Here is a 20,904-nt window from a genome sequence, read left to right as displayed (position 1 = left end):
CTTCATTTCGTTATGCGTCCATAACGTTCAATTACTACACTACGTAGTAGTTATAATCTACTACATAACGTAGTGGATAGTCAAATGTATAGCTGCAATCCGTCTAGAGATTATCAAATTGAACTGAAGCAGTAAAAGACCGCCGGGAAATCCCGGCAGCCTCCACTAGAATGAAATCACAATCCCATGATTCTGTATATTACCGCTGCAGCCTCTTCACGCGTGGTCAAACCCTGCGGTTTGTAAGTACCGTCACCATAGCCCTTGATGATACCGGTCTGCTGCAGATAGTTAACTGCCTCCAGAGCGTACGCTCCGATTTGCTTGTGATCCGTAAAGGCTGCGGCAGAGCTGGAAGCCTCCGGCTGCGGTCCGTTCAGACGCATAGCGCGGAACAGCATAACAGCGATCTCCTGGCGGGTAACCGGCTCCATTGCACCGAAGAAGCTCTCGCTCCGCCCGTTAACAACACCTAAAGCCTGAGCCGTAGTAACGGCTTGGTAGTACCAGGCACCTGGAGTGACATCCTTGAACATCCCTTGGTTATTCCCTCCTTGAAGCTCCAGTGCAGATACCAGCAGTTGAATGAATTCTGCCCTGGTGATCTGCCGGTCAGGTTCATATTTGCCCTCCCCTGTACCGCGAACCAGGCCACGGGCAGCCAATGCCTCCAGGATGATGGAGTTACTAGAGTCCGTATCGGAGAAGTGAACCCCTGCATTGGCAGTGCCATAGAGGCCAAAGTTCGGTGTTGTAAATGTAATGCCGCCTGCTCCTGTTACATATTTAGAATTCTTAATCACTTCGGTTTGCCCTCCACCAGTGACGGAATAGGCGATAGCTTGATGCGACGCTTCTCCCGGCTTCAAGTTGTGTGCAACGGATACCTTCATGGATGCAGACCCGCGTAGTCTTTCTATTTGCTGTCCGTCCACTGTCAGAGAGACCCGGTGCAAGGAATACGTTGTCCATTGCTTATTCATGTCCGCTGGCTGCTGTGAAGCATCTGCAACATGAACGGAAAGTTCCAGTTGCCGGGAATCCTCAGGAATACTATCTACCAGAGAAGCCACGGGAATCGTTAGGGTCACTCCGCCAGCTTGTACTGTAAGCGAGGTTACATGATCCTTCAGCTCTTTAACCGGTAGTTGAAAAGCACTTCCTTTGGTCATAGCATTCTCTGCTGCCAGCTTAAGCACCAGTGCTCCGCTCTGCACACCATCCATGGCTTGCCGGATCTCTCCGTCCCGAAGCTGTGCGTGAATGATTCCATCGGCTCCCGGTTCAGCTTGTACCTGAAGGAGTCCCGGTGAATGAGTAAAGATCTCACTACCTACTGTGCCGGGAGTACCTTCACTGCTTCCGCCGCTGTTATTATTATTGTTGCCGTTATTGCTGCCGGGCTTAGGTTCAGGCGTATCCGTCCCCGCGTTGTCCCCGCTCCGAACCGCATTTACGGTGTAAGTCTTGGAAGTAGTTCCGTCGGCAGCAGTCACTTTGACATCAATCCTGTTGTCTCCTACCTGAAGCCCGCTCCCGCCTGTTACTGTCACTGTGGCCCCGGCATGAGCAGGTGTCCCTATTACAATCACCTCAGTCTTGGAAAAAGGAAGGTTGATGGTGTAATCCAGCTTATCCTGCCCGAACCCTGAAATATCTGTACCGTCAATACTCAACCGGCTCAAATCGGCATTGCTGCTCAGCTCCGGCTCTTCGCCCTTGCCGGTATTCATCAGCTGAAAGGTGCGGAAGAGAGTCGGGTCCTTCACACCGCCAATGCCTGAGCCCCATTCGATATAACCCTTGCGGCCTGCTCCGTCATTGTCATTGACCAGCATCGAGAAGCTTAAGACTTCACCCGCCGCTGGCCGGACGGGGCTAACTTCGCTCCAGGGCAGTGCCAGGGCATAGGAGGTTACCTTATTCTGCTCATCTCTGGTCACCTTGAGCGTTCCTGTGGTCAACACTCCGGTGGCTGCCCCCTTCATGGACAACCAGCGGTATATTTGCGGACCCTCCGGCGTCTGAGAGATCCCATATTCATACCAGGACTGGCTGTCTCCTGGCACACCGGGAGCAAGGCTGAACTGGATGCTGTCATTTTGCCAGATATTAATCCCGGAAGCCTTATGAGTGAATACATCATCACGGATATCGGCTGTCAAATATAACTGGTCTTTATCCCAGCGCAGCTGCGCAGTTCCACTGAGATCATCAACACCATTGTAACCCGTCAGTAGAGGCGTTCCGTCCGCAAGATCAATCAGCGCCGGACTGCTTGTATCCGACTGATTCGGCATCCGGTTAATATCTATATTCCGCTTAATGTGGACATCCTCGTAACCCTCCAGATCAACCGTCAGCTCCAGAGGATACTTAACGCCTTCAGCGAATCCCGGCAGTGGAATGGAATAAGGGAATTTGTTGCCCGGTGCGATCCCGGACAACTGCGATTCGCTGCCGCTAATCTGATCTTTGCCTTCACCTACAGTCCAGGTAATCTTCTTAATGACCAGAGGATCTGCGGTGGAATTATTCGTGAATTGAAGCTGAAGCGATAGATCACCTCTGCTTCCATCCTTAATATGCGGGACAATCTTCAGGCCTTCATAATACAGCCGCAGATCATCTATGGGTGCTTCAGGCAGCGTTGCCGGATCAAGTCCGGGACCGTTATACGCTCCGATATTCGGCGGAGCATCTGCTGACACGGCATTGCCCCAGTAATCCAGTCCGCCATTGTCCGCAATAACAGCTCCGGCCCCGAGTGCAGGCGAGTTGTCTCTCAGCTTGTAGCCGTCCACCGTATTCCAGCCGGTGCCGCCGCTGCCTTGGGCGACAAGCAGCGGATTCGCTGTGATGGAATTAGCATTCTCCGGCTCACTTGCAGGATGGTTGCCATACAGCAGATTATGATCGAAGGTACCGTTCACCCCCGGCAGGTTATACCCTCCCTGTCCAAGATTGTAGACCAGATTATTCTTGAAGGAATAGGGAGCATTGATATTGCCGCCGTCATCCCATTCATGGTCGATAATTCGGGTGTTCTGCCCTGCTCCGATATAGATCGTATTATTATAGATTTGTGTATCCGGCGTAACCCCGCCTGCGAAGTTAAAGGTATGCGTCAGATCATTTTGGCTGATGTTGTAGCGTACCACATTATTAGAGGATCCTGTCAGCACCCCCGGAGTCAAGCGCGCATCAACGAAAAGCATGAATCCGCCTTTGTTGCCATGGCTGTAATTGTATTGAACCACACTGTCTATGGTATCAATATCCAGATTGAAGCCCTGCCCGTCGCCCTCCGGCTTGTTCGTGTTGAAGGACTCATTGAACTGTACAACGTTATTCCTGCCCCGGGTCGGCCAGATCGCGGCGGAGCCGTTAAATTCACCTTCCTCGGAATAGTTCCCTCCTTCCTCTGCAATGTTATGTTCAATCAATCCCCCATTCACACCAAAGGTGAGAATGCCGTCGCTGTCCGCCTGCTTGACATAATTCCCGCGGATGGTGACATTGACCGTAGCATAGTCCGTTCCGTTGAACCGCTGATCCCATACCACAATCCCGGTACGACCAATCCGTTCCACCGTGTTGCCTTCGATCCATACCCCGTCGAACTTGTCTGTACCCGTTGTTCCTCCTACATATACGGAGATGCCACCGAACGCATGTGGGCCACCTTCAGCCCCGGATACGGTAGGATAGCGGAAGCTGCTGGATACATCATGAACATAGTTATCCTTAATGTGTATATTTCTTAAGATTCCTCCATTGGCGTTCTCTACCATAATACCTTCACGGTAGACCGTTCCCCTCTCGGAGGCATAGTTGGTAACCTCCAGATCCCGGATCATCCAATTCGAGGCATTGCGTAAATACACGGCCCCGCCGGCCATACCGCCGCCATTAATAACCGGCTTGCTTCCGGTGCCATATGCACCGATAGTGATCAATTTCTCGTCCGTTCCACTGCCTTTGGGATATAATTGTTCGTTCCAGATGCCGCCCTTCTTCAGCAAGATCCGGTCACCGGCCTCAAAGGTAGTCTGATTGACCACGCTAAATGTCTTCCACGCCGTCTCCGGTGTCCGCCCGTCATTACTGTCGCTGCCTGTAAGGGCATCGACGTAATAATCCCCGTCTCCGCCACTGCTTCCGCCGCCTCCCTGCGTTCTATTGGATAAGGAGACCGAGCCTAGCTGCATTTGCCAGGGGGCGGAATCACCGCTTAGTTCGATTTTCAGATAATGAATACCAGGTGGAATAACCTCTGCAGGCGTATAATTGCTCCCTGTCCAAGCTCCATCACCCGTAGACTGGGGAGCATCTTGAACAGCGGGCAGTTCCGCCCAGGCCGAGGCATCCGCTGAACCGTAGAACTTGATGCTTCCGCTGGAGCCGGCAAAGGAATGCAGGCGGGCTTTGAAGGACTGCAGGTTATGCAGATGGTATACGATAAATTCAGCGGCTTCTGCCGTTCTTACCGCCCGGGAAGCATCCCCGCCAAAATAATCGGGATTGCTGGTATCCATGGTCCAGTTATCGCTGTATGCAGAGAGCTGTGAGACATCGTCCAGTTCATCGCTCACCGTTAGCGGAGCTATGGATACATTGGAGAGCTTAAGGCTTCCGAGCTGCGTCATCCAGGTATCGAGATCGCCGCTGACTTCAATCTTCAGGTAATTTACACTATCCGGCAATGCACCTGATGGTGTATACATGGTTCCGTACCAGCCCGAGGCGGTCGCCGCCGGACTGTCATTGACGGCCGGAAGCTCCGTCCAGTCTGCGGCATCCGCTGATCCGTAGAACTTCACTACGGCGGTTGAGCCGGAGAAATAATACGTTTGAAGCGAGAACGACTGGATGCCTGTCATTGGATAGACTGCATATCCGGCATCCATTGAGGTCCTGACCATTCTGTCAGCATCTCCGCTGAAGAACTGAGGGTTGCTGCTGTCAATCACCCAATTCTCCGAGCGTAACTCCTCTGCCGGAAGGGCCGTGAATTCATTGGTCACCGTCTCTTCAGTATGGGCTGAGACGCCCATTGCGGGGAGCATCGCTGTGCAGATCATCACCAGCGCAAGTATGGTTATTGTCAGTTTTTTCAACATTATTGCGTAATTCCTCCTTAGATTGTTATTGAATCGCCTGCTGTGCCAGATCCTCAGCCATTTGCTTATTCCACTCCACGACGGCTTCGGACCGCTTGTGATCCACAAGAGCTCTGAACTTCTGCTGTGCCAGATCCTGTGCAATCTTATCCTTTACCTGATCGAACGGCAGAACTTCCGGGTCAGCTTCGGACAGGCAGTACAGGAGGTGGACAGCCCCGTTCTCTACAATCAAGCTACTCATCTGTCCCTGTGCAAGCTGCTCCGCAGCAAGTAACACCATTGGATTCTCCAGCGCTGCTGTCCGCCGTGAGGTGCTGGTAACGGTTAGCTCGCGGGCATAGACCCCAAGCTTGTCCGCCTGTTCACGGAGAGTTGTTCCGGTAAGTTCGGTTCCGTTCGATTCTGTTCCGGCCAGTACTGTTGCCTGGAGGTCTTTCATTCTGTCCATGGCCCCGCTCTGATTTTTGTATTCGGATTCCGGTCCGTAGGGCAGCGTAACCCATTCCAGACGGATAGTTCCCTGCCTGGAATATTTCGCAGCCAGATTGGCTTCATATTCCAGTCTCTCCTGTTCAGCAGTGATGACGATAGAGCCATTACGGCGCATCGCATCAATCGTTGCATCCTCAAGATTGCTCATGTAATAGCTGTAGTAAGCCTGTCCATCCAGATGCTTAGGACCATACACCACCTCCTTGTTCACTTCCGCCTGACTCCGCCGTATATTCTCGCGCTCCATTCCAATCAGGAATGCCTCAAAGCTGATGTCTGATATCACTCCAGCTTCCTCTGCAAGCTGCAGCTCTGCTTGCTTGGTCAATAGCTGAGTCTGAGCGTCCCTGATCCATCGTTGCAACGGAATCTCGCCGGAATAATCGGTCAACCAGAAGTCCTCAGAATAACCGGCATTATAAGTCTGCATGAAGTAATCGGCAGTAAGCGCCCGGTTCAGCTGAAGATGCCAGTTGAACTCAGCGGTGGTGGCCTCCCGGCCATTGACGATCAGAAGCGGAGGTGCTTCATCGGGCGTTGCCGTGCTTATTGTTCCAATCATCATCAGGCTTCCGGCGATCAATACAGCCAGAGCAGCGGCGAGCATTGTCCTTGTGGAATGAAACCTTTGAGCCATTGCTTGATCTCTCCTCTCTCCGCATTGCTGTTAAGCGCTTTCAACACCTTCGATATTAGACATATTGCTCGTGAAAAGACAGGAGTGAAACCTGCGAAATGGTTTGCCATTTCACGATTTGACAGCAGTGTCTGGTTCTTCCTTCCTTAGCTGGAAGGGTCTATAAGGTAGAACAAAGGCAGCCTGGAAGATCCGGACTGCCTTGACTGGTTCTTATAGCGGGGCAGGCCCCGGAACCATATTGAAGCTTAAGACTCCGCCTTTCATGATCTCGTCATGCGGCAAGGAGTGATGCTCCCATGGCTTACCGTTCCAGTGAACCGATTCACTATATACATTGGCGGGACTATTATTCTCCGCTTCAATGACCCATTGCCGCCCGTTGTCAAGCTGGACGGTAACCTTGTCAAACAGGGGGCTGCCGAGTACGTACTCAGGAATTCCGGGACTTAACGGATACAGGCCGAGGGCACTCCAAATATACCAGGCCCCCATGCTGCCGTTATCCTCATCGCCGGGCAACCCGTCCATCCTGCTGCTGAACTGTCCGGCCATCGTTTTGCGGACCCAGTACTGTGTTGTGGGCAACGCCCCGAGTCTGGAGAATAGATAAGGGATGTGGAAGCTGGGCTGATTGCTGATGGCAAATTGCCCGAGTCCGGCCGAAGCCATCTCCGACATTTCATGAATTTCCTGTCCATAGGAGCCTACTTTGAATACCGGTTCTTCAGCCATTAGCTGGTCCAGCTTGCGGACGAATGCCTGCTCTCCCCCCATCAGTCCGGCCAGCCCTGGGAAGTCATGGGGGACCGCCCAGCTCCCCTGCCAGGCACCGCCCTCACAGAAGGGATCGCCCCATTGCAGAGGATCAAAAGCCTCTTGCCAGGTGCCGTCCTCATTACGGCCTCTCATGAATCCGACTTCCGGATCAAATAACCGCTTGTAATTCTGCGCACGGCTCATGAAGCGCTCATAGTCGTCCATCTTGCCAAGTGTCCTGGCAATCTGGGCAATACAGAAATCCCCGTATACATAATCGAGTGTATTACTTACACTTTCATGGAACCGGTCATGAGGCAGATAGCCATACTGTAAATATAATTCAAGTCCGCGTCTGCCCAGTCTCTCATCCGCAGCCGGATGGTCTGCGTGCTTCAGCAGGCCCTCATATAGCAGCTCCGCATTGAAGCCCCCGATTCCCTTGACGATGGCATCCGCAGCTGCCGCATCAATCAGTGTCCCGGGCATCGCACTGCGTTCACCCGGAGACAGCCACTTCGGCAGCCAGCCGTTCTCTTCATAAGCCAGCGTCCACGCCTGCATAATCTCGCCCAGTAGAGTTGGGAACAGAACGCTGTACAGCGGGAGGCTCGTACGGTATACATCCCACAGACCGATATCTGAATACATTGGACCTTGGCAAATGCTGCCGTTAAATGGGCTGTAATGGATCTGTTCGCTCTGCTCGTTATATTCATGCCATGTTCTGGGGAACAGGCAGACCCTGTACATGCAGCTGTAAAAGGTGCGGAGATTCTCTTCATCTGCGCTTTCTGCCGTAATCCGGCTGAGCCGCTCTTCCCAGCTTGCCTCTGCTGTGCTTAAGATCTCCCCGAAGCTGCATTCACCAATCTCCCGTTCCAGATTCAGCAGAGCCTGCTCCCCGCTGATGAAGGAGGTACCGCACTTGACCCCTGCAACGCCGGATTCGGGCAGGGCTAATCCTGCATAGGCACCCAGCCGTTCTCCCGTTCCTTCATATGTCCCTAACGGCTGATAATCTCCATTGAAGATGCCCGACTCCTCCATGATCAGGTCTGTATCGAACTGGAAGACGAAATACATGGCGAAGTTATCGGGTACCCCGGCGGTATGGCCTCTGGTATAGCCGGTAATTCTGCGCATCTCCGGCTGGAAGACAAAACGTGACTCCCCCTTCAGGGGCGCTATAATCAGCCTGTTCTGGTGCGGCTCATCATAAGTTATTCTCAGCGCTGCACAGCGTTCGGTGGGCGTCAGCTCCAGCCGGGTCCGGTAACGCTGCAAGTGTACACTGAAATAGTGGGGGGAGACCTGCATCTCCCCCGGTTTGAAGGAGGAGGAGCGTGCGCCAGGGCTGAGCAGCAACGGCCCGCTCTGCGGCAACAGCGTCAGATGTCCATAGTCCCCGATCCAGGGACTGGGCTGATGGGTCAGGCGGATGCCCTCCAGGTGGCGGTGACTGGGATGGAAGAACCAGGTGCCGCCCGCTTCATGGGTTTGCGGGCACCAGGCTGCCATACCGAACGGCATTGCTGTAAGCGGCAGTGTGTTTCCGTTGGAAAACCGGAAATCCGATTCTGTTCCCTGCATGGGATTCACATAATCTAATAACTTCATACCAATACCCTCCTTAAGCCGGATCGCACCGGCCGGCTCTATAATATCTAGCAGTACCTCTGCCGCTCTAAGTTAAGCGGAATACCTGAATATCCCTGGCTTGCATCTGTACAGTCAGGCGGGTTGTTGCAGACTCCTTCCTGTCCGTCGGCCAAATTTCCGCGTGGCCGCCGGTGAACCAGGGTTCGGCTGAGGTATACACAGCACGCAGCTTAATTTCAGTCGTGGTCTCTTCTTGCCCTTCATTGTGCACATATAGAAATGCGCCCCGGTCCGTTCCTTCGCCCCATTCGGATAGATCCGCACGGACTTTACCGCTTGCCTGCACATAAGTCTCCAGCTTCAGCTCCTGCTGCAGCAGATCCCGTACCAGCTGAAGCGTACCGGGATGCTCATCCTTCCAATAGGCAGCCGCAAGCAAGGTGCCTAACCATACAGCGCGTCCGGTGCCGTAATCGGCGCAGGTTAAGGCAGGCATGAGGTCTTCGGTAAATTGGGCCAGCACCTTCACATGTTCTTCCAGCCCGATATCCGATTTGTAATAGGAACCATGAGCCAGATCGCTTGAGGGTAGCTCTCCTTCCCCGATATGCCCCATCACATTCCGCAGCGGGATCGCCGTCCGGGATTCGAAGGCAACCTGATGATAGCTGTGATCCAGATTCTCGGCAGAGTGAATCCAGGTCTCGCGGACGCCGAACACTTGATCGAATCCGTATCCCGGAACGTTATAGCTATGACAGCCATTCTCTGCCTGAAGAGCACCGAAGGAGCATTCCGAGATCAGAATTCCGCCGTTCTCCACCCACACACGCAGGATGGCGCACAAGTTGCGGCTCAGGTAGAGCGGATAAGGCATCCACAGGCAGCGGTATGGCTTCAGTGACTCCTCTGTAACATCAGACTCATGCAGGAACTCAACTTTATAATTAAGCTCATGCAGCAGCTTATGGGCGCCTTGTATGGAGTCGTTGTAGGTATCCAGATGATCATGCGCAGCGAAGTTGGCAATCTGATTCTCCGGGCTGAACAGAATGGCAATCCCGTCCCCGCGGCGTTTGGCCAGCATCAGCTCCCGCTTGTTGCTCTGTACCAGCTTGTTAAGCTGTGCCATGTCCTTGTACCAGGGCGTAGCGCTGCCGTCCAGATAGACACTGCCCCAGGCCGGAGCTTCCTGACCCAATATCTCTGGCCTGTATTGCCAGAACAGATATCCGGTGATGCCGCGGGCAAGCGGGGTCAGAATATGCCGTTTCATCTCCAGAAGATCCGGCTGGCGCGGCTTCATCGCTGTATTGCCCGGCAGCGCGTGAATTTCCGAGTTAATAATCGGTTTGCCCTTGGCAGCCGAGATCAGCAGATCAGCCGACCATGCCGAAGACCCCAGGCTGTTGCCTGTCAGATCACAGGGCTCTGCCAGCTTGAAGTCATCCGAACCGGCCGTAATCATATTGAAGATTGGGGCCGGTACCGTATGAGCCATAACCGGATGCTGCACATCCAGCGACTTCACCACTTGTACCCGCCTCCGCAGCTCCTCCGTCAGGGTGTCCGACATGAACAGCCGCCAATCTATCAGATCGTTGAAGACGCCTTGGCCCCGCGGTGCCTCCACTTCCTCCCAGTCCCCGTAAGTCCGCTGCCACGAATCGTTGAGCGCTTCCAGAGAACCATATTTATGGATCAGCCAGTCGTGAAATGCCGGAATTGAATGTTTGCAATAACAGACCTGGTTGTCAAAAGACAGCTCACGCTTAATCCCCGTGGTCAGCTCCGGCTCATTCCACAAATCCCATACCCAAAGCGCCGGATGATCTTTGAAGGCCTTGACGGTCTCCTCCAGAAAGCGTGCCTTCTCCGCAGCGGCTGGCGCATGATGATAGCAAGGTCCGGGCGCTCCGCCAATCTGGCGGCAGTTAATCGTTCTCGGCTCCAGAATGGAACCGTCGGCCGTGACCATTTTGGAATCCGGATATTTTCTGTAGAACCAGGCCGGAGCTACGTCGAAAATCACATTCAAAATGACCTTCAGCCCCTTCCGGTGAGCTATATCCATCAGCTCCTGAATATCATCGAACACGAATGTCCCTTCCCTGGAGACGCTGGACCGCCACTGCACCCAATACTTCACACAATTGAACCCCTGCCCGGCTATATTGCCGAGGTCTTGTTCCCATTGGTCCTTGAAGGGGGTTGGGGAACGGTAATATTGAAACCCGAATGGAATAAATGGATCTTGCATGACGTAACTCCTCCTACAGCGTTCAATTTCGATAGTCTTTCATCTATAAAAGCGCTTACTGCTTATTCACGCTTAAAGTCTATCACAGTGTATTTTACGAAAGTTAGGTTAGAATCCTATGAAACGGTTTGCGATCCTGACCACCTGATTATTTACTGCTACTCTAAAAGACAATTCATGTTTATACTGACTGTAAGGCATAGAAAACTACTACGGGGTGAAGCTAATGTTGAAAGCGCTTGTAGTCGATGACGAATACCTGGTACGTATGGGCATCACACAAACTATAGATTGGGCAGAATATGGCGTTGAGATCATTGGAGAAGCCAGCAATGGCGAAGAAGGCCTGGAGCTTGCCCTCCAACACCGCCCGGATGTGATTATTACCGATATCCGCATGCCGTTCATGAATGGTCTGGAGCTTATAGAGCAAATCCGCGAGCAGGACATGCTGGTGGGCATTGTCGTCCTTAGCGGCTATGATGAATTTCAATATGCGCAGGCAGCTCTGCGTTATGGCGCTTCCACCTATTTACTGAAGCCCATTAATATAGAAGAACTCGCAGATACGGTACGCTGTGTCGGCACAGAAATTCTGGAGAAGAAGCTGCATTCCAAGCGGTACTCCCAGCTGAACGGGGAAATCGCTTCGATCTCCAAGCAATTCTGGCAGGATCTGCTGCACGGCCAATTGCAGGATGAGGCATTCGTCGCCGGTAAGCTGAAGCTGTTGAACCTGGAGCTCGCACATGGAGAAGCTGTCATGCCTCTATCTCTCGCCTTCCCTCCCGACAGTGGCGTGGAGCGGACGGCCGACGCAACGGGAGCATTGGAGGATGCCGCAGCGGACTTCGTGGAAGCGCATTCTCTGGAGCAGCTCTGCCTCTTCCGGGACAGCCATCTGGAGTGGGTTATGGTACTCAGGACCAGAGATATCAACACTGCCGGTGATGCTGCCCGCAGCTTGGGCAAACAACTGTCCGAATGGAGCCAGCAACACTTCGGGCAACCGCTCAGTATAGGTATTGGCAAGCCTGAAGGTGATTGGCACAGGATCGCAGACTCGTACCGGCAGGCTGTTCTTGCCGCACAGCGGGCCTTGACCGGTGTTGAACGCGTGCTGTATGCCGAGGAAGAAGCCGGAACACGCTGCCGGCGTGAAATCAGGGAAGCGCTCGCTTTTATCCGGGAGCATTATGCCGGGAATATTACTGTTGAGAGAGTTGCTACGGCGGTATTCGTGAGTCCGACCCATCTGATGCATCTGTTCCGCAAGGATCTGAATAAGACCTTCTACGAGTGTCTGACGGAATACCGCATCGAGGAAGCCAAGCGTATGCTGCGTAATCCGATGTACCGGGTCTATGAGGTAGGCAATCAGGTCGGCTTTACCGATTCCAAGTATTTCAGCCAGATCTTCAAAAAAATGACCGGTATCCCGCCAAGTGAATATGCGAAAACCTATGGTTAAGCCGAATTTGGAGAAATGGATGAACTCCCGGCTGCGGCGGTTCAAGATCAAGGGCCGGATTGTGATTGTTCTGTTAGCGGGCTTGTCTCTGCATCTGGTGCTGATGCTGGTTATTTTCAATTTCTACTCTTATACCTATCTGCAAAAAGATTTGTACCGCCATGTCGTTCAGACGCAGCGCCAGATTGGACTGAGCGTGGAGCTGATGGCCGATGACATCCAGATGCTGTTCCTGCGGTTTCTGGTGAACAGCGATATCTATCAGATCATCAATAATGACCACCTCCCGGCGGCAGACAAGGAATTGCGGATTGGAACCATTATTGACGATATGCTGGCCGATAATGACCTGGCAGGCAATGTTATCATCCATACCAATGACAATGTGCTCTATTCTTACCAGACCAAGCAGCAGATGCTGGAGGTACCCGAGGCCTTGTTCATCAAGCGTATTCAGGAGAGCAGCATGCCTGTGGTCGGTGAGATCAAACGCGATGGCGAAGGCAATGCCTACATTCCCTTCGGACAGCAGTTCCGCAACTTCAATACGGGGCAGAATATCGGTGTCGTGATTATTTATGTCAGAGAGTCGGCCTTGGCGGCGCTGTATTCCTCCAGCTTCACAGGCATCGGCTACTCCTTCCTGACGTCCGGCAACCGGATTGTTTCCCATCCGGACAAACGGCTGCTGGGCAATTATCTGGAGGAGAGCGCCCCGCTTCGTCCGGGTAAGGAAGAAGGCTACCGCACCTGGTCGGAGAATGGCAACACTTATATCATTGCGACCTATCCGCTGAATCCCCGGCTGGCGAGCCTTGGGGTCAGCTGGGAATTCACCAGCGTGATCTCCAGCCACAAGCTGTTTGCGGGAATCGTCAAGGGCAACCGCAATGCGCTCCTGTTCGCCAGCGTAACCTTCATTGTGCTCCTCCTGCTGTCCTTCTATCTGGCAGCGCAGATTACCCGCCCGCTGCTGAATTTGAAGAAGAAGCTGGGGCTCTTCGGCAAAAAAGATCTGGCCGCTGTCTATGACCCGCGGGGACAAGTCGATGAGATTAGCCAACTGGAGAACAGCTATTACCAAATGGTGGAGCGGATCAGTCAATTGATGCTGGAGAAGGATGAGGAGAAGGAAAAGCAGCGCAAGGCCGAACTAACTGCGCTTCAGTCGCAGATTAATCCCCATTTTCTATACAACACCTTGGATGCGATTGCCTGGATTGCCCGGCTGAAGAAGCAGCCGGACATTGAACGGCTGATTTCCTCCCTGGCTACCTTTTTTCGGATCAGCCTGCATAAAGGGGACAAGTTCGTCACGGTCGAAGAGGAAATCCGTCTGGTGCAGAGCTTCGTGACGGTCGAACAAATGCGGTTCCCGGATAAGTTCGGAGTTGAATATGAGATGGATGAATCTCTGCAAGGCGTCCGCATATTGAAGCTGATTCTCCAGCCTATTGCCGAGAATGCGATCAAACATGGCATCAGCGAGAAGCGCGGCGCAGGCCGGATCTGGATTAAGGGCGAGCTCCTGGGGGAAGAGATCCGGTTCACGGTGACCGATGACGGCGTCGGATTCGCAAATGGGGCCACACTCAGCCAGGCCAAAGAGGATGTGCTGTTTCAGAGCGGATACGGTCTGCGTAATGTGGACGAACGGATTAAGCTGGAATATGGTCCCCAATACGGACTCAGCATCTCCAGCACTCCCGGGCAAGGCACCACCGTGACCATCCGCTTGAAGAAGGAATTGTCTAAATGATATCAGGGCAGTGCGTTTAAGCGGGATACGAAATCAGATGTCTTTAACGATACGCTTAGAGCGCACTGCTACTTGCTCAGTGATTTTATTGTTTTGAGTTTTGCCCTGCATCATCTGACGAGTGACCAAATGCTGCTCGCTATTCAGGAGATGCGCAGGGTATTGAAACCACACGGACGGATCTGCATCGCGGATTTGATGATTGACGGGGAAGTTAGCACAGTCCATGAAGGTAATGAGGATTATATTCAATTCCCAAAGCTCATTGATTTATTAGAGGATAAAGGTTTAAGAGCCATCCCGCAAAGGATGGCTCTTTTTTTAAAGATATTTTCAAACTACCTTGGTAGATTGCATAATTGCATCAAGACCGCCGAACATTACATGAATATAGCTTCTTGAAACTTAATTTCTAGCTCTGCTAAATGACTTAAAGCTTCACCTATCATAAGCCAATCACTGTTTACCGCCAGCGAGTGGCACCTGCCATACACTTCTGACTGCAATAGCTTAATTTCGGCTAAACCACCATTCTCACCTCGGAAGAATTCGCTAAAGTTCAATGCACGTCTTGCCCCTACCTGAAACGCAAAATGTGTCAAATGACCCAGCAAACTAGGGTTAATATCGCCACCCAGAATATATCTCTTTAACTCTGCTATGGCATCACTTCCTATTAACCAGTTACGTTCCGAGTATTGTCCTTCTATATCGTTATAAACTTGTCTGAAATACCGGATAGCCTCATCGCATATTTCCTGATGATTCGGGTGCTTAACTCGTTTGGGGGCACACCAGTAATGATAGGTCATATCATGTGGATACAATCGGTATTGAAGATGACTTGTTTTACTTGCTTTTATCAAGTCTTCCATTGGAAGCATTGCATAAGGATATCCTGCAGGGTCATGGAGTCTAACCACTCCATTCTCTATCCCAAAAGCCAGCACATAATGATCGCAGCCATGCAGATAACTATGATTAGGCATATATCTTAAATAACCCATATCCAACGGTCCTAGCAATACTGGATGTTGTTTGATTGCAGTTGTAAGTATTCCTTCAGTATTTGAACTATCTATGCTTGAATGTTCGGTAATGGTGAATCCCAGTATATCCAGTGCCTTGCTTACTCCGATATGTGGAACTCCGTTCGAAAAGAATACCATGTTGTCCTCTTTGAACCAGAGCGCTCCAAGTCCAACGCCAGACAAGACTTCAATAGATTCCGCGGGTATTCTTTCCCCGACAGTGTCAAGAAGCATGGAAGTGGAATTGGAATAACAATACGCACCATTTCCTATATAGGTAAACATGAATTTATCCTCCTTCCTCAATTGGCAGACAATAATTACATTTCATTTACCGCGTGAAAACATGGAGGAAGATGAAAAAACGCAATAAGCTTATTCGCCAAAGCAAGTAAGCAAATTTGCGTTTCGAAAAATGGAAGTTCTGATATCACTATCATCAAATGAATTAGTGTCCACTAGATTTGTTTCGATATATTCCATGGCACTATTCATCCTAGTCCAACCAATCCATCGTATTCCCTCCCTTCAAGGTAATTTTATCGGAAATAAAAAATGAATACCTTGCAATTTCTGCACGAAAAAGTCAGCAAAAAACTCGCCCCTACTTGCGTTACGGTTCACCGTACTGCATGTGCTTGGATCGAAGCTGAATTTCTTTTGTGTTGCCTACTCCTTCATCGTTGAATTGATCTTCAGGTACAGCTGGTTCAACGGATTCACAATACTGTTGCTCAGCATAGAGATCAGCAGCCAGAACAATATGAATACTGCGATGTTCAATGCCAGCATTATATATTTGAACGCCTGGAGCTCTGCCTTCATGCCGTCCGCAGAGATATAGGTGACAATCTGATCAGCCGAATCGGGCAGCGGGTAGAGCAGAATTAGGCCACCGGCTGTTTCGCGCACCATGAAGTCCGTTTCGTTCAGGCTGCTCTTTCCCGGTGTAGCCAGCGCTGCTCCGATTTCCTGCAGGCGCACCGGAGGCATGTCCGCTGCCATCAGCAGCTTCCCGTCCTCCTTCAGCAGGTAGACCTCATTCTCCCCGTAGATCGAATTCTTGTCTGACAGGTAGAAGCTGTACAGCTTGCCAATCTCCACTTCAAGGGAGAGCAGACCGAGGACCCGTCCTCCCGTTTCCTGAATTTTCACTTCAAGCAGCAGACGGTCACGCAGATCTGTAGGCGCATTCATCAGTTGTTCGCGGTTCAGGACTGTCCAGCGTAAGGTCTGCTCATGATCTCCCAGGAATTGCTGCATTCCCGGGTCCTTCTTGATCTCGGGGAACGGGAGCAGCCCCGACACATTGCTGGAAGAATAAGCCACGCCTGCTTCACCCCAAATGTAAATGCCGAGTATATCACTGCTGGAAGAACGTATCCCTTCCAGTATGGGGGAAATTGCCCCGTCATACGCTGGTTTCTTCAGCGCTTGCTGCACCACCTGATTATTGGAGATCAGCTTGGAGGTCTCTTCCAGCCAGTTCATGAACAGCAGTGTATTCTTATGCTGCTGGCCGGTGTACTGGACAGACAGCTGCCTGAGCATATCCATGCTCCTGTGCTCCATATTGCGGTACAGAATGAAGCTCGAAGCAGAGATATAGACCGTAATGAACAACACCAGGACCAGGCGGATGTTGCGGCCGAACGATCTGAACATAAGGCTTCCCCATCCCCTTCCGGTGTTAGAATAGATCAAGCTGAAATAAGACTAGCAGTTAAAGCCCCTAATGTCGATCTCTATCCGGCCGATGTCACTCTTCTGAACCTCTCCATTGGGCAGAATAACAGTAATGGCTGAGCCGGGTGTCCAGACTGCTTCCATGTGAAACACTTCGATTCCTTCCTCGGTAGTAATCTCCCAGCTCACAGTTATAAGCCCCTGTTCTGTGCTTACGGCTCCGCTGGCGTACTGTAGATCGCCGCAATGAGGCTGCAAAATGATGCCATCTATTTCCTGACGGACCCCCAATATCCCTCTGGTGAATTCAGTAATCGGCAGTGCGCTCCAGGCATGACAGTCGCTTCTGGTGTCCGCAGAGTCGATCTCGGGAAGTGTGGTCAGACCCAGCTCCAGCTGCTTCATCCAGCGTGCCCATAGCCCGAAAGACCGGTCATACATTCCGCTAAGCTCCAGCGCACGGAACAGATAATAGCTCATCGGCAGCGAGAGCTTGGACATCGGCGTATCGGTCAATACCGTTTGCAGCAGAGCCCCTCCCTCCGCAGCAGACACAGTGCCAGCCAGTACTGCCCAGACCTGCGTGTGCTGGCTGAGCTGCACCTTTGGTCCTGCTTCCGGGCTGTCGCGGAAGAACGGACCGTCCGCTTGGCGGCAGTTATCCAATACCGCAGCGTTGACTGCGGCCTTGCGCTGGCGCAGTTCTGCGGCAATCTGTGTCCAGCCGCTCGCTTCCAGCAGCTCGGCCGCTTGTCCCAGTGAAAAAGCATACATTAGACTCATCAGAGTGGCAGGTGCCTCATTCGTGCAATCCGGAGCGCCAAGCGGCCATTCTTCTACCCAGTCGTAATAATTCCAGTACTGGCGCGGAGTCCGATCAACCAGTCCTTCCGGCGTCAAGCGCTGATCGAACCAGTCCAGCACGGACAGCATGGCCGTCCGGTAATGCTTCACCAGCGTCAGATCCCTGAAGACCCTGTAGTGGTCATGAATCATTCCGATCCAGTACAGGGAGAAGGACGGAATGACCTGCGGCAGCACTGAGGGATAGCGGCTTTGCAGCATCCCGTTTGGCAGCTGTGAAGCTCTGTAGTCCTTCATGGCCCTGCGGGCCAGCCTGTCGTCTCCTGACAGCAGGTACGTAAATTCCATCATCAGCCTGGTATCCATTGTGTATTGCAGCTGTTCATAATAGGGAGTGTCCTCATAGGTCTCATGCATACAGCGTTTGAGCGTCCGCACACTCAGCTCCCAGAGACGGTTATAACGTTCATCCGAGCAGTGAAAGCTTCCTTGCAGCTGGAGCGGATATCCGGTCTCCCTGTAGCTGATTCCGGTTATCCTCAGCGGTTCGGTTCCGGCATGAACCTCCAGCCGCATATAACGGAAGGTACGGAACCAGAATGGCTCATACCCTTCGGGCTGGTCTTCTGTACCGTAACCAGCTGGCCGGTAGCTGTCGTAACCACCCCGCAATACCTGCTCCCTCATCTCATCGCGGACGGCTTTGCGGCGGACTTCCTCATCCCCTGTCTCTTCTTCATAGCATTCGGCGTATTGGAGTGTAATGAGACTGCCTCCTCCGCCCTGAAGCTTAAGCTGCAGATAACCTGTGGTCAGCTCGCCTGCATCCAGCTCCAGCCAGAGCTGCTGTCCCGCCTGGACAAGTACACCTTCAGCAGGAGGCCCTTCAATAGAAGGGGCAGTGCTGCTGACTCCATCGCGCAGCTCCAGACGATGCCCGGCCGTGAAGAGGGCCTCTCCCTCCCCGCAGCTGCTGCGCATCAGCTTCCGGAAGCATTGTTCTTGCTCATACAGCAGCGGAACCGGACGCCGTTCCAGCTGCCAGGGGGTCAGTTGACCATAGTCATCCCTTACCGGCTGCACTATCCGGGCAGCACTCCAGGCACTGTCATCATATTCCGGCAGCGTCCAGTCCCGGAGTGCCCTGTCCCCGGCGGCCTCTTCCAATCCGCCCATCCAGCGCATCATCGGGAACGGGCGGAGCCGGTAGCTGAGATCCCGGATAGCTTTCCAGGAAGTATCCGTAGGCAGTTCCTGCACAAGCTGCCCGTCCGCTGTAATCTCCGCTTCTACTAGCAAACCGCCTTGCTCCGAACGCCATACGGATAAAGGACCGTCTTCCCCCATTTCAAAGGGAGCGGTCCCGGCATAATGAACCACTGTAACAGCAATTACATTGATCCCCGGCTGCAGGATACCCTCCAGGCTGAATTCCTCATAATATTGTACATGTTCATGCCCCTTGCAAGGCCCCGCCCATTGGCGCTGGCCATTGACGAACAGCCTGTAGCGGCTGTCTCCGGTAATGGCCACATTCAGACTGTAAGCCTTTCCGGTACCGGCTGGCAGCTCAAACACCCTGCGGAAATATACCCGCTCATGCCGCGCTTCCCTGTCCGTAGTTTCTTGCTCTTCCTGCAGCCAGATCCAGCGGGCGCTCCAGTCTCCCCAATCTTTTGCCGCCATGTTATCCGTATCTCCCTTCACCTTCATATAAACGGCATCGCCGCCCTTCAGAAGGACGGCGCCGGTGCTTGACTGTTTTTTTATTTGACTTTATCGAGATAATCCCGCTGGAATTCTTCCGCCGCCTTATCCAGGATCTTCTGCGGATCTGCATTCTTGTCGGTTAGCACAGATTGCAGCACGACATCCAGCTTCTGATACAATTCCTGGGCATTGATGGGCTCCTCCGCCCGCATCCCCTTACTGCCGTTGTCCATATAATCACGGAACATGTCCAGATTCACGTTGTTGTATTTGTCGAGAATTTTCTGTTCCTCTCCAATACGCTTCTCATCGGTCCAGATCCGCAGCCCGTAAGGGCCGATGATCAGCCCCTGATCGCTGAGTGTCTTCTTCTCGATATCCCAGCCGGTCAGAGCTTCCTCTGAGGATTCGGGTGTGAACCCATAGGTCTTCAGCCATTTGAAGCCGGCATCAATCTGCTCCGGGGTTACATTCGGCGAGAACATATACAGGCCGCCCCCCAGCAGGGTAACAGGTTGTCCAATCGGTCCTACAGGAAGTGCTGACATGGCAATATTGTCCTTGGACATCTTGGTCTGCTGCTGGATAACCGGAGGCCAGTCGTTGGTGCCGAAGCTCATCGCAACCTGATCGGTTCCGAGCATACGGAACATGTCATTGGTGACATCCACCAGATTGTTATCGGGCAGCACATTGTATTTCCACTTCAGATCCTTCACATATTGCAGCGCCGCAGCAGCCTCAGGAGAATTGAATACCGCCTGCCATTTGCCGTCAACCTGCTTCTCGAATTCCGCACCGTAAGCCCAGGCAATGTTCATGAACATCCAGCCGCCCTGGCCGCTCTTCGTCGGCAGGAACATTCCGGCTTTGCCGGTCTTTTGCTTGATGATCTGCGCCGTTTCCGCCAGCTCCTCATACGTCTTGGGGAACTTCGGAATCCCCTTGTCATCCAGAAGGCCCGCTTCCTTGAAGAGATTCACATTGTAGAGCATGCCGATGACATAGCCGTCCTTCGGAATCCCGTAATACTTGCCGTCCTTGGTCACCATTTTTAGAAGATCCGGGTTAATGGCCTTGTCATATCCATACTTCTTCATCATGTCCGTGATATCCGCTGCGTAATTAGCTTTGATGATTTTGCTTGTCTCGGTGAAAAAGGTCTCATATACCGTTGGAAGCTGCCCGCTCGCAGCTTTGGGCAGGAACGAGCTGACGTCGTAGCCCCATTCATCCTTGTCCACTGTAATGTTCGGATAATTAGTTTTCATCTTCGCCATGAGCTGTTCATACTGGGCGATCTTGGCTTCCTCATTCGGCTTCGGCCAGTTACTGACCTTAATCGTAACCTGTTTGCCGGCTGCTGCATTTCCGCTCCCGCCTGTTTTCCCTTCATTGGAGCCGCCGCAGCCGGCCAGTCCGGCAGTAAGCAGCAGTGTGAGCGCCAGTGTTGCGGTTAGTTTCTTGGTGTGTGCCATTCTCAATGTAATTCCCCCTAGAATTATTCTTATAGCAATTCTGCATTTTGTAAAGCGCTTTCTTTAATTCTGAAATCATCTTACCATGC

The 20,904-nt window shown here is 52.4% G+C and carries 11 protein-coding genes; 3 read left to right on the top strand and 8 right to left on the bottom strand.

Annotated features, from left to right (window positions below):
• Window positions 1-176: 176 nt before the first annotated feature.
• From MKY86_RS14410 to MKY86_RS14395, 4 genes are all read right to left on the bottom strand, one after another.
• Complete coding sequence (locus MKY86_RS14410) at window positions 177-5,123, bottom strand: S-layer homology domain-containing protein (RefSeq protein WP_076075537.1); 4,947 nt, start codon at window positions 5,121-5,123, stop codon at window positions 177-179.
• 25 nt (window positions 5,124-5,148) lie between these two features.
• Window positions 5,149-6,255: a peptidylprolyl isomerase gene (locus MKY86_RS14405; RefSeq protein ID WP_076075555.1), complete on the bottom strand. Its 1,107-nt coding sequence runs from the start codon at window positions 6,253-6,255 to the stop codon at window positions 5,149-5,151.
• A gap of 213 nt (window positions 6,256-6,468) precedes the next feature.
• Window positions 6,469-8,634 (bottom strand): GH92 family glycosyl hydrolase, encoded by a 2,166-nt coding sequence (locus MKY86_RS14400; RefSeq protein ID WP_076075557.1) that lies wholly within the window; start codon window positions 8,632-8,634, stop codon window positions 6,469-6,471.
• 67 nt (window positions 8,635-8,701) lie between these two features.
• Window positions 8,702-10,876 (bottom strand): beta-galactosidase, encoded by a 2,175-nt coding sequence (locus MKY86_RS14395; protein ID WP_076075560.1) that lies wholly within the window; start codon window positions 10,874-10,876, stop codon window positions 8,702-8,704.
• 226 nt (window positions 10,877-11,102) lie between these two features.
• Here MKY86_RS14395 and MKY86_RS14390 point away from each other — a divergent pair, with 226 nt between their 5' ends.
• The 3 genes from MKY86_RS14390 (at window position 11,103) to MKY86_RS34155 (ending at window position 14,508) form a co-directional block, all read left to right on the top strand.
• Window positions 11,103-12,347: a response regulator gene (locus tag MKY86_RS14390; protein WP_076075562.1), complete on the top strand. Its 1,245-nt coding sequence runs from the start codon at window positions 11,103-11,105 to the stop codon at window positions 12,345-12,347.
• 19 nt (window positions 12,348-12,366) lie between these two features.
• Window positions 12,367-14,106: a cache domain-containing sensor histidine kinase gene (locus tag MKY86_RS14385; RefSeq protein WP_076075565.1), complete on the top strand. Its 1,740-nt coding sequence runs from the start codon at window positions 12,367-12,369 to the stop codon at window positions 14,104-14,106.
• Between the two features lie 72 nt (window positions 14,107-14,178).
• A complete protein-coding gene (locus MKY86_RS34155) occupies window positions 14,179-14,508 on the top strand; it encodes a class I SAM-dependent methyltransferase (protein ID WP_083684476.1) in 330 nt (109 codons plus the stop codon).
• Here MKY86_RS34155 and MKY86_RS14375 read toward each other — a convergent pair.
• From MKY86_RS14375 to MKY86_RS14360, 4 genes are all read right to left on the bottom strand, one after another.
• Window positions 14,487-15,422 carry a hypothetical protein gene (locus tag MKY86_RS14375; RefSeq protein ID WP_076075567.1) on the bottom strand — a complete coding sequence of 312 codons (936 nt, stop codon included), beginning with the start codon at window positions 15,420-15,422 and terminating at the stop codon, window positions 14,487-14,489. The genes MKY86_RS34155 and MKY86_RS14375 overlap by 22 nt on opposite strands.
• Window positions 15,423-15,806: 384 nt before the next feature.
• Window positions 15,807-16,802, bottom strand: coding sequence for a hypothetical protein (locus MKY86_RS14370; RefSeq protein WP_076075570.1), 996 nt, complete (start codon window positions 16,800-16,802; stop codon window positions 15,807-15,809).
• 51 nt (window positions 16,803-16,853) lie between these two features.
• On the bottom strand, window positions 16,854-19,313 hold the full coding sequence (locus MKY86_RS14365; RefSeq protein WP_076075780.1) for an alpha-L-rhamnosidase-related protein: 2,460 nt from the start codon (window positions 19,311-19,313) through the stop codon (window positions 16,854-16,856).
• 80 nt (window positions 19,314-19,393) lie between these two features.
• Window positions 19,394-20,821 carry an extracellular solute-binding protein gene (locus tag MKY86_RS14360; RefSeq protein WP_143803565.1) on the bottom strand — a complete coding sequence of 476 codons (1,428 nt, stop codon included), beginning with the start codon at window positions 20,819-20,821 and terminating at the stop codon, window positions 19,394-19,396.
• Between the last annotated feature and the right edge of the window lie 83 nt (window positions 20,822-20,904).

This window comes from Paenibacillus sp. FSL R7-0333 (assembly GCF_038000365.1).
GTDB classification, from domain to species: Bacteria; Bacillota; Bacilli; order Paenibacillales; family Paenibacillaceae; genus Paenibacillus_AQ; species Paenibacillus_AQ silagei.
Note: the sequence above shows the minus strand (reverse complement) of the source record. Positions and strands in the feature narration are given on the sequence as shown.

Coding starts and splice junctions, on each gene's coding strand:
- MKY86_RS14390 (WP_076075562.1), top strand. CDS start 11,103: ATGTTGAAAGCGCTTGTAGTCGATGACGAATACCTGGTACGTATGGGC.
- MKY86_RS14385 (WP_076075565.1), top strand. CDS start 12,367: ATGAACTCCCGGCTGCGGCGGTTCAAGATCAAGGGCCGGATTGTGATT.
- MKY86_RS14395 (WP_076075560.1), bottom strand. CDS start 10,876: ATGCAAGATCCATTTATTCCATTCGGGTTTCAATATTACCGTTCCCCA.
- MKY86_RS14405 (WP_076075555.1), bottom strand. CDS start 6,255: ATGGCTCAAAGGTTTCATTCCACAAGGACAATGCTCGCCGCTGCTCTG.
- MKY86_RS14365 (WP_076075780.1), bottom strand. CDS start 19,313: ATGGCGGCAAAAGATTGGGGAGACTGGAGCGCCCGCTGGATCTGGCTG.
- MKY86_RS14410 (WP_076075537.1), bottom strand. CDS start 5,123: ATGTTGAAAAAACTGACAATAACCATACTTGCGCTGGTGATGATCTGC.
- MKY86_RS14400 (WP_076075557.1), bottom strand. CDS start 8,634: ATGAAGTTATTAGATTATGTGAATCCCATGCAGGGAACAGAATCGGAT.
- MKY86_RS14370 (WP_076075570.1), bottom strand. CDS start 16,802: ATGTTCAGATCGTTCGGCCGCAACATCCGCCTGGTCCTGGTGTTGTTC.
- MKY86_RS14375 (WP_076075567.1), bottom strand. CDS start 15,422: ATGTTTACCTATATAGGAAATGGTGCGTATTGTTATTCCAATTCCACT.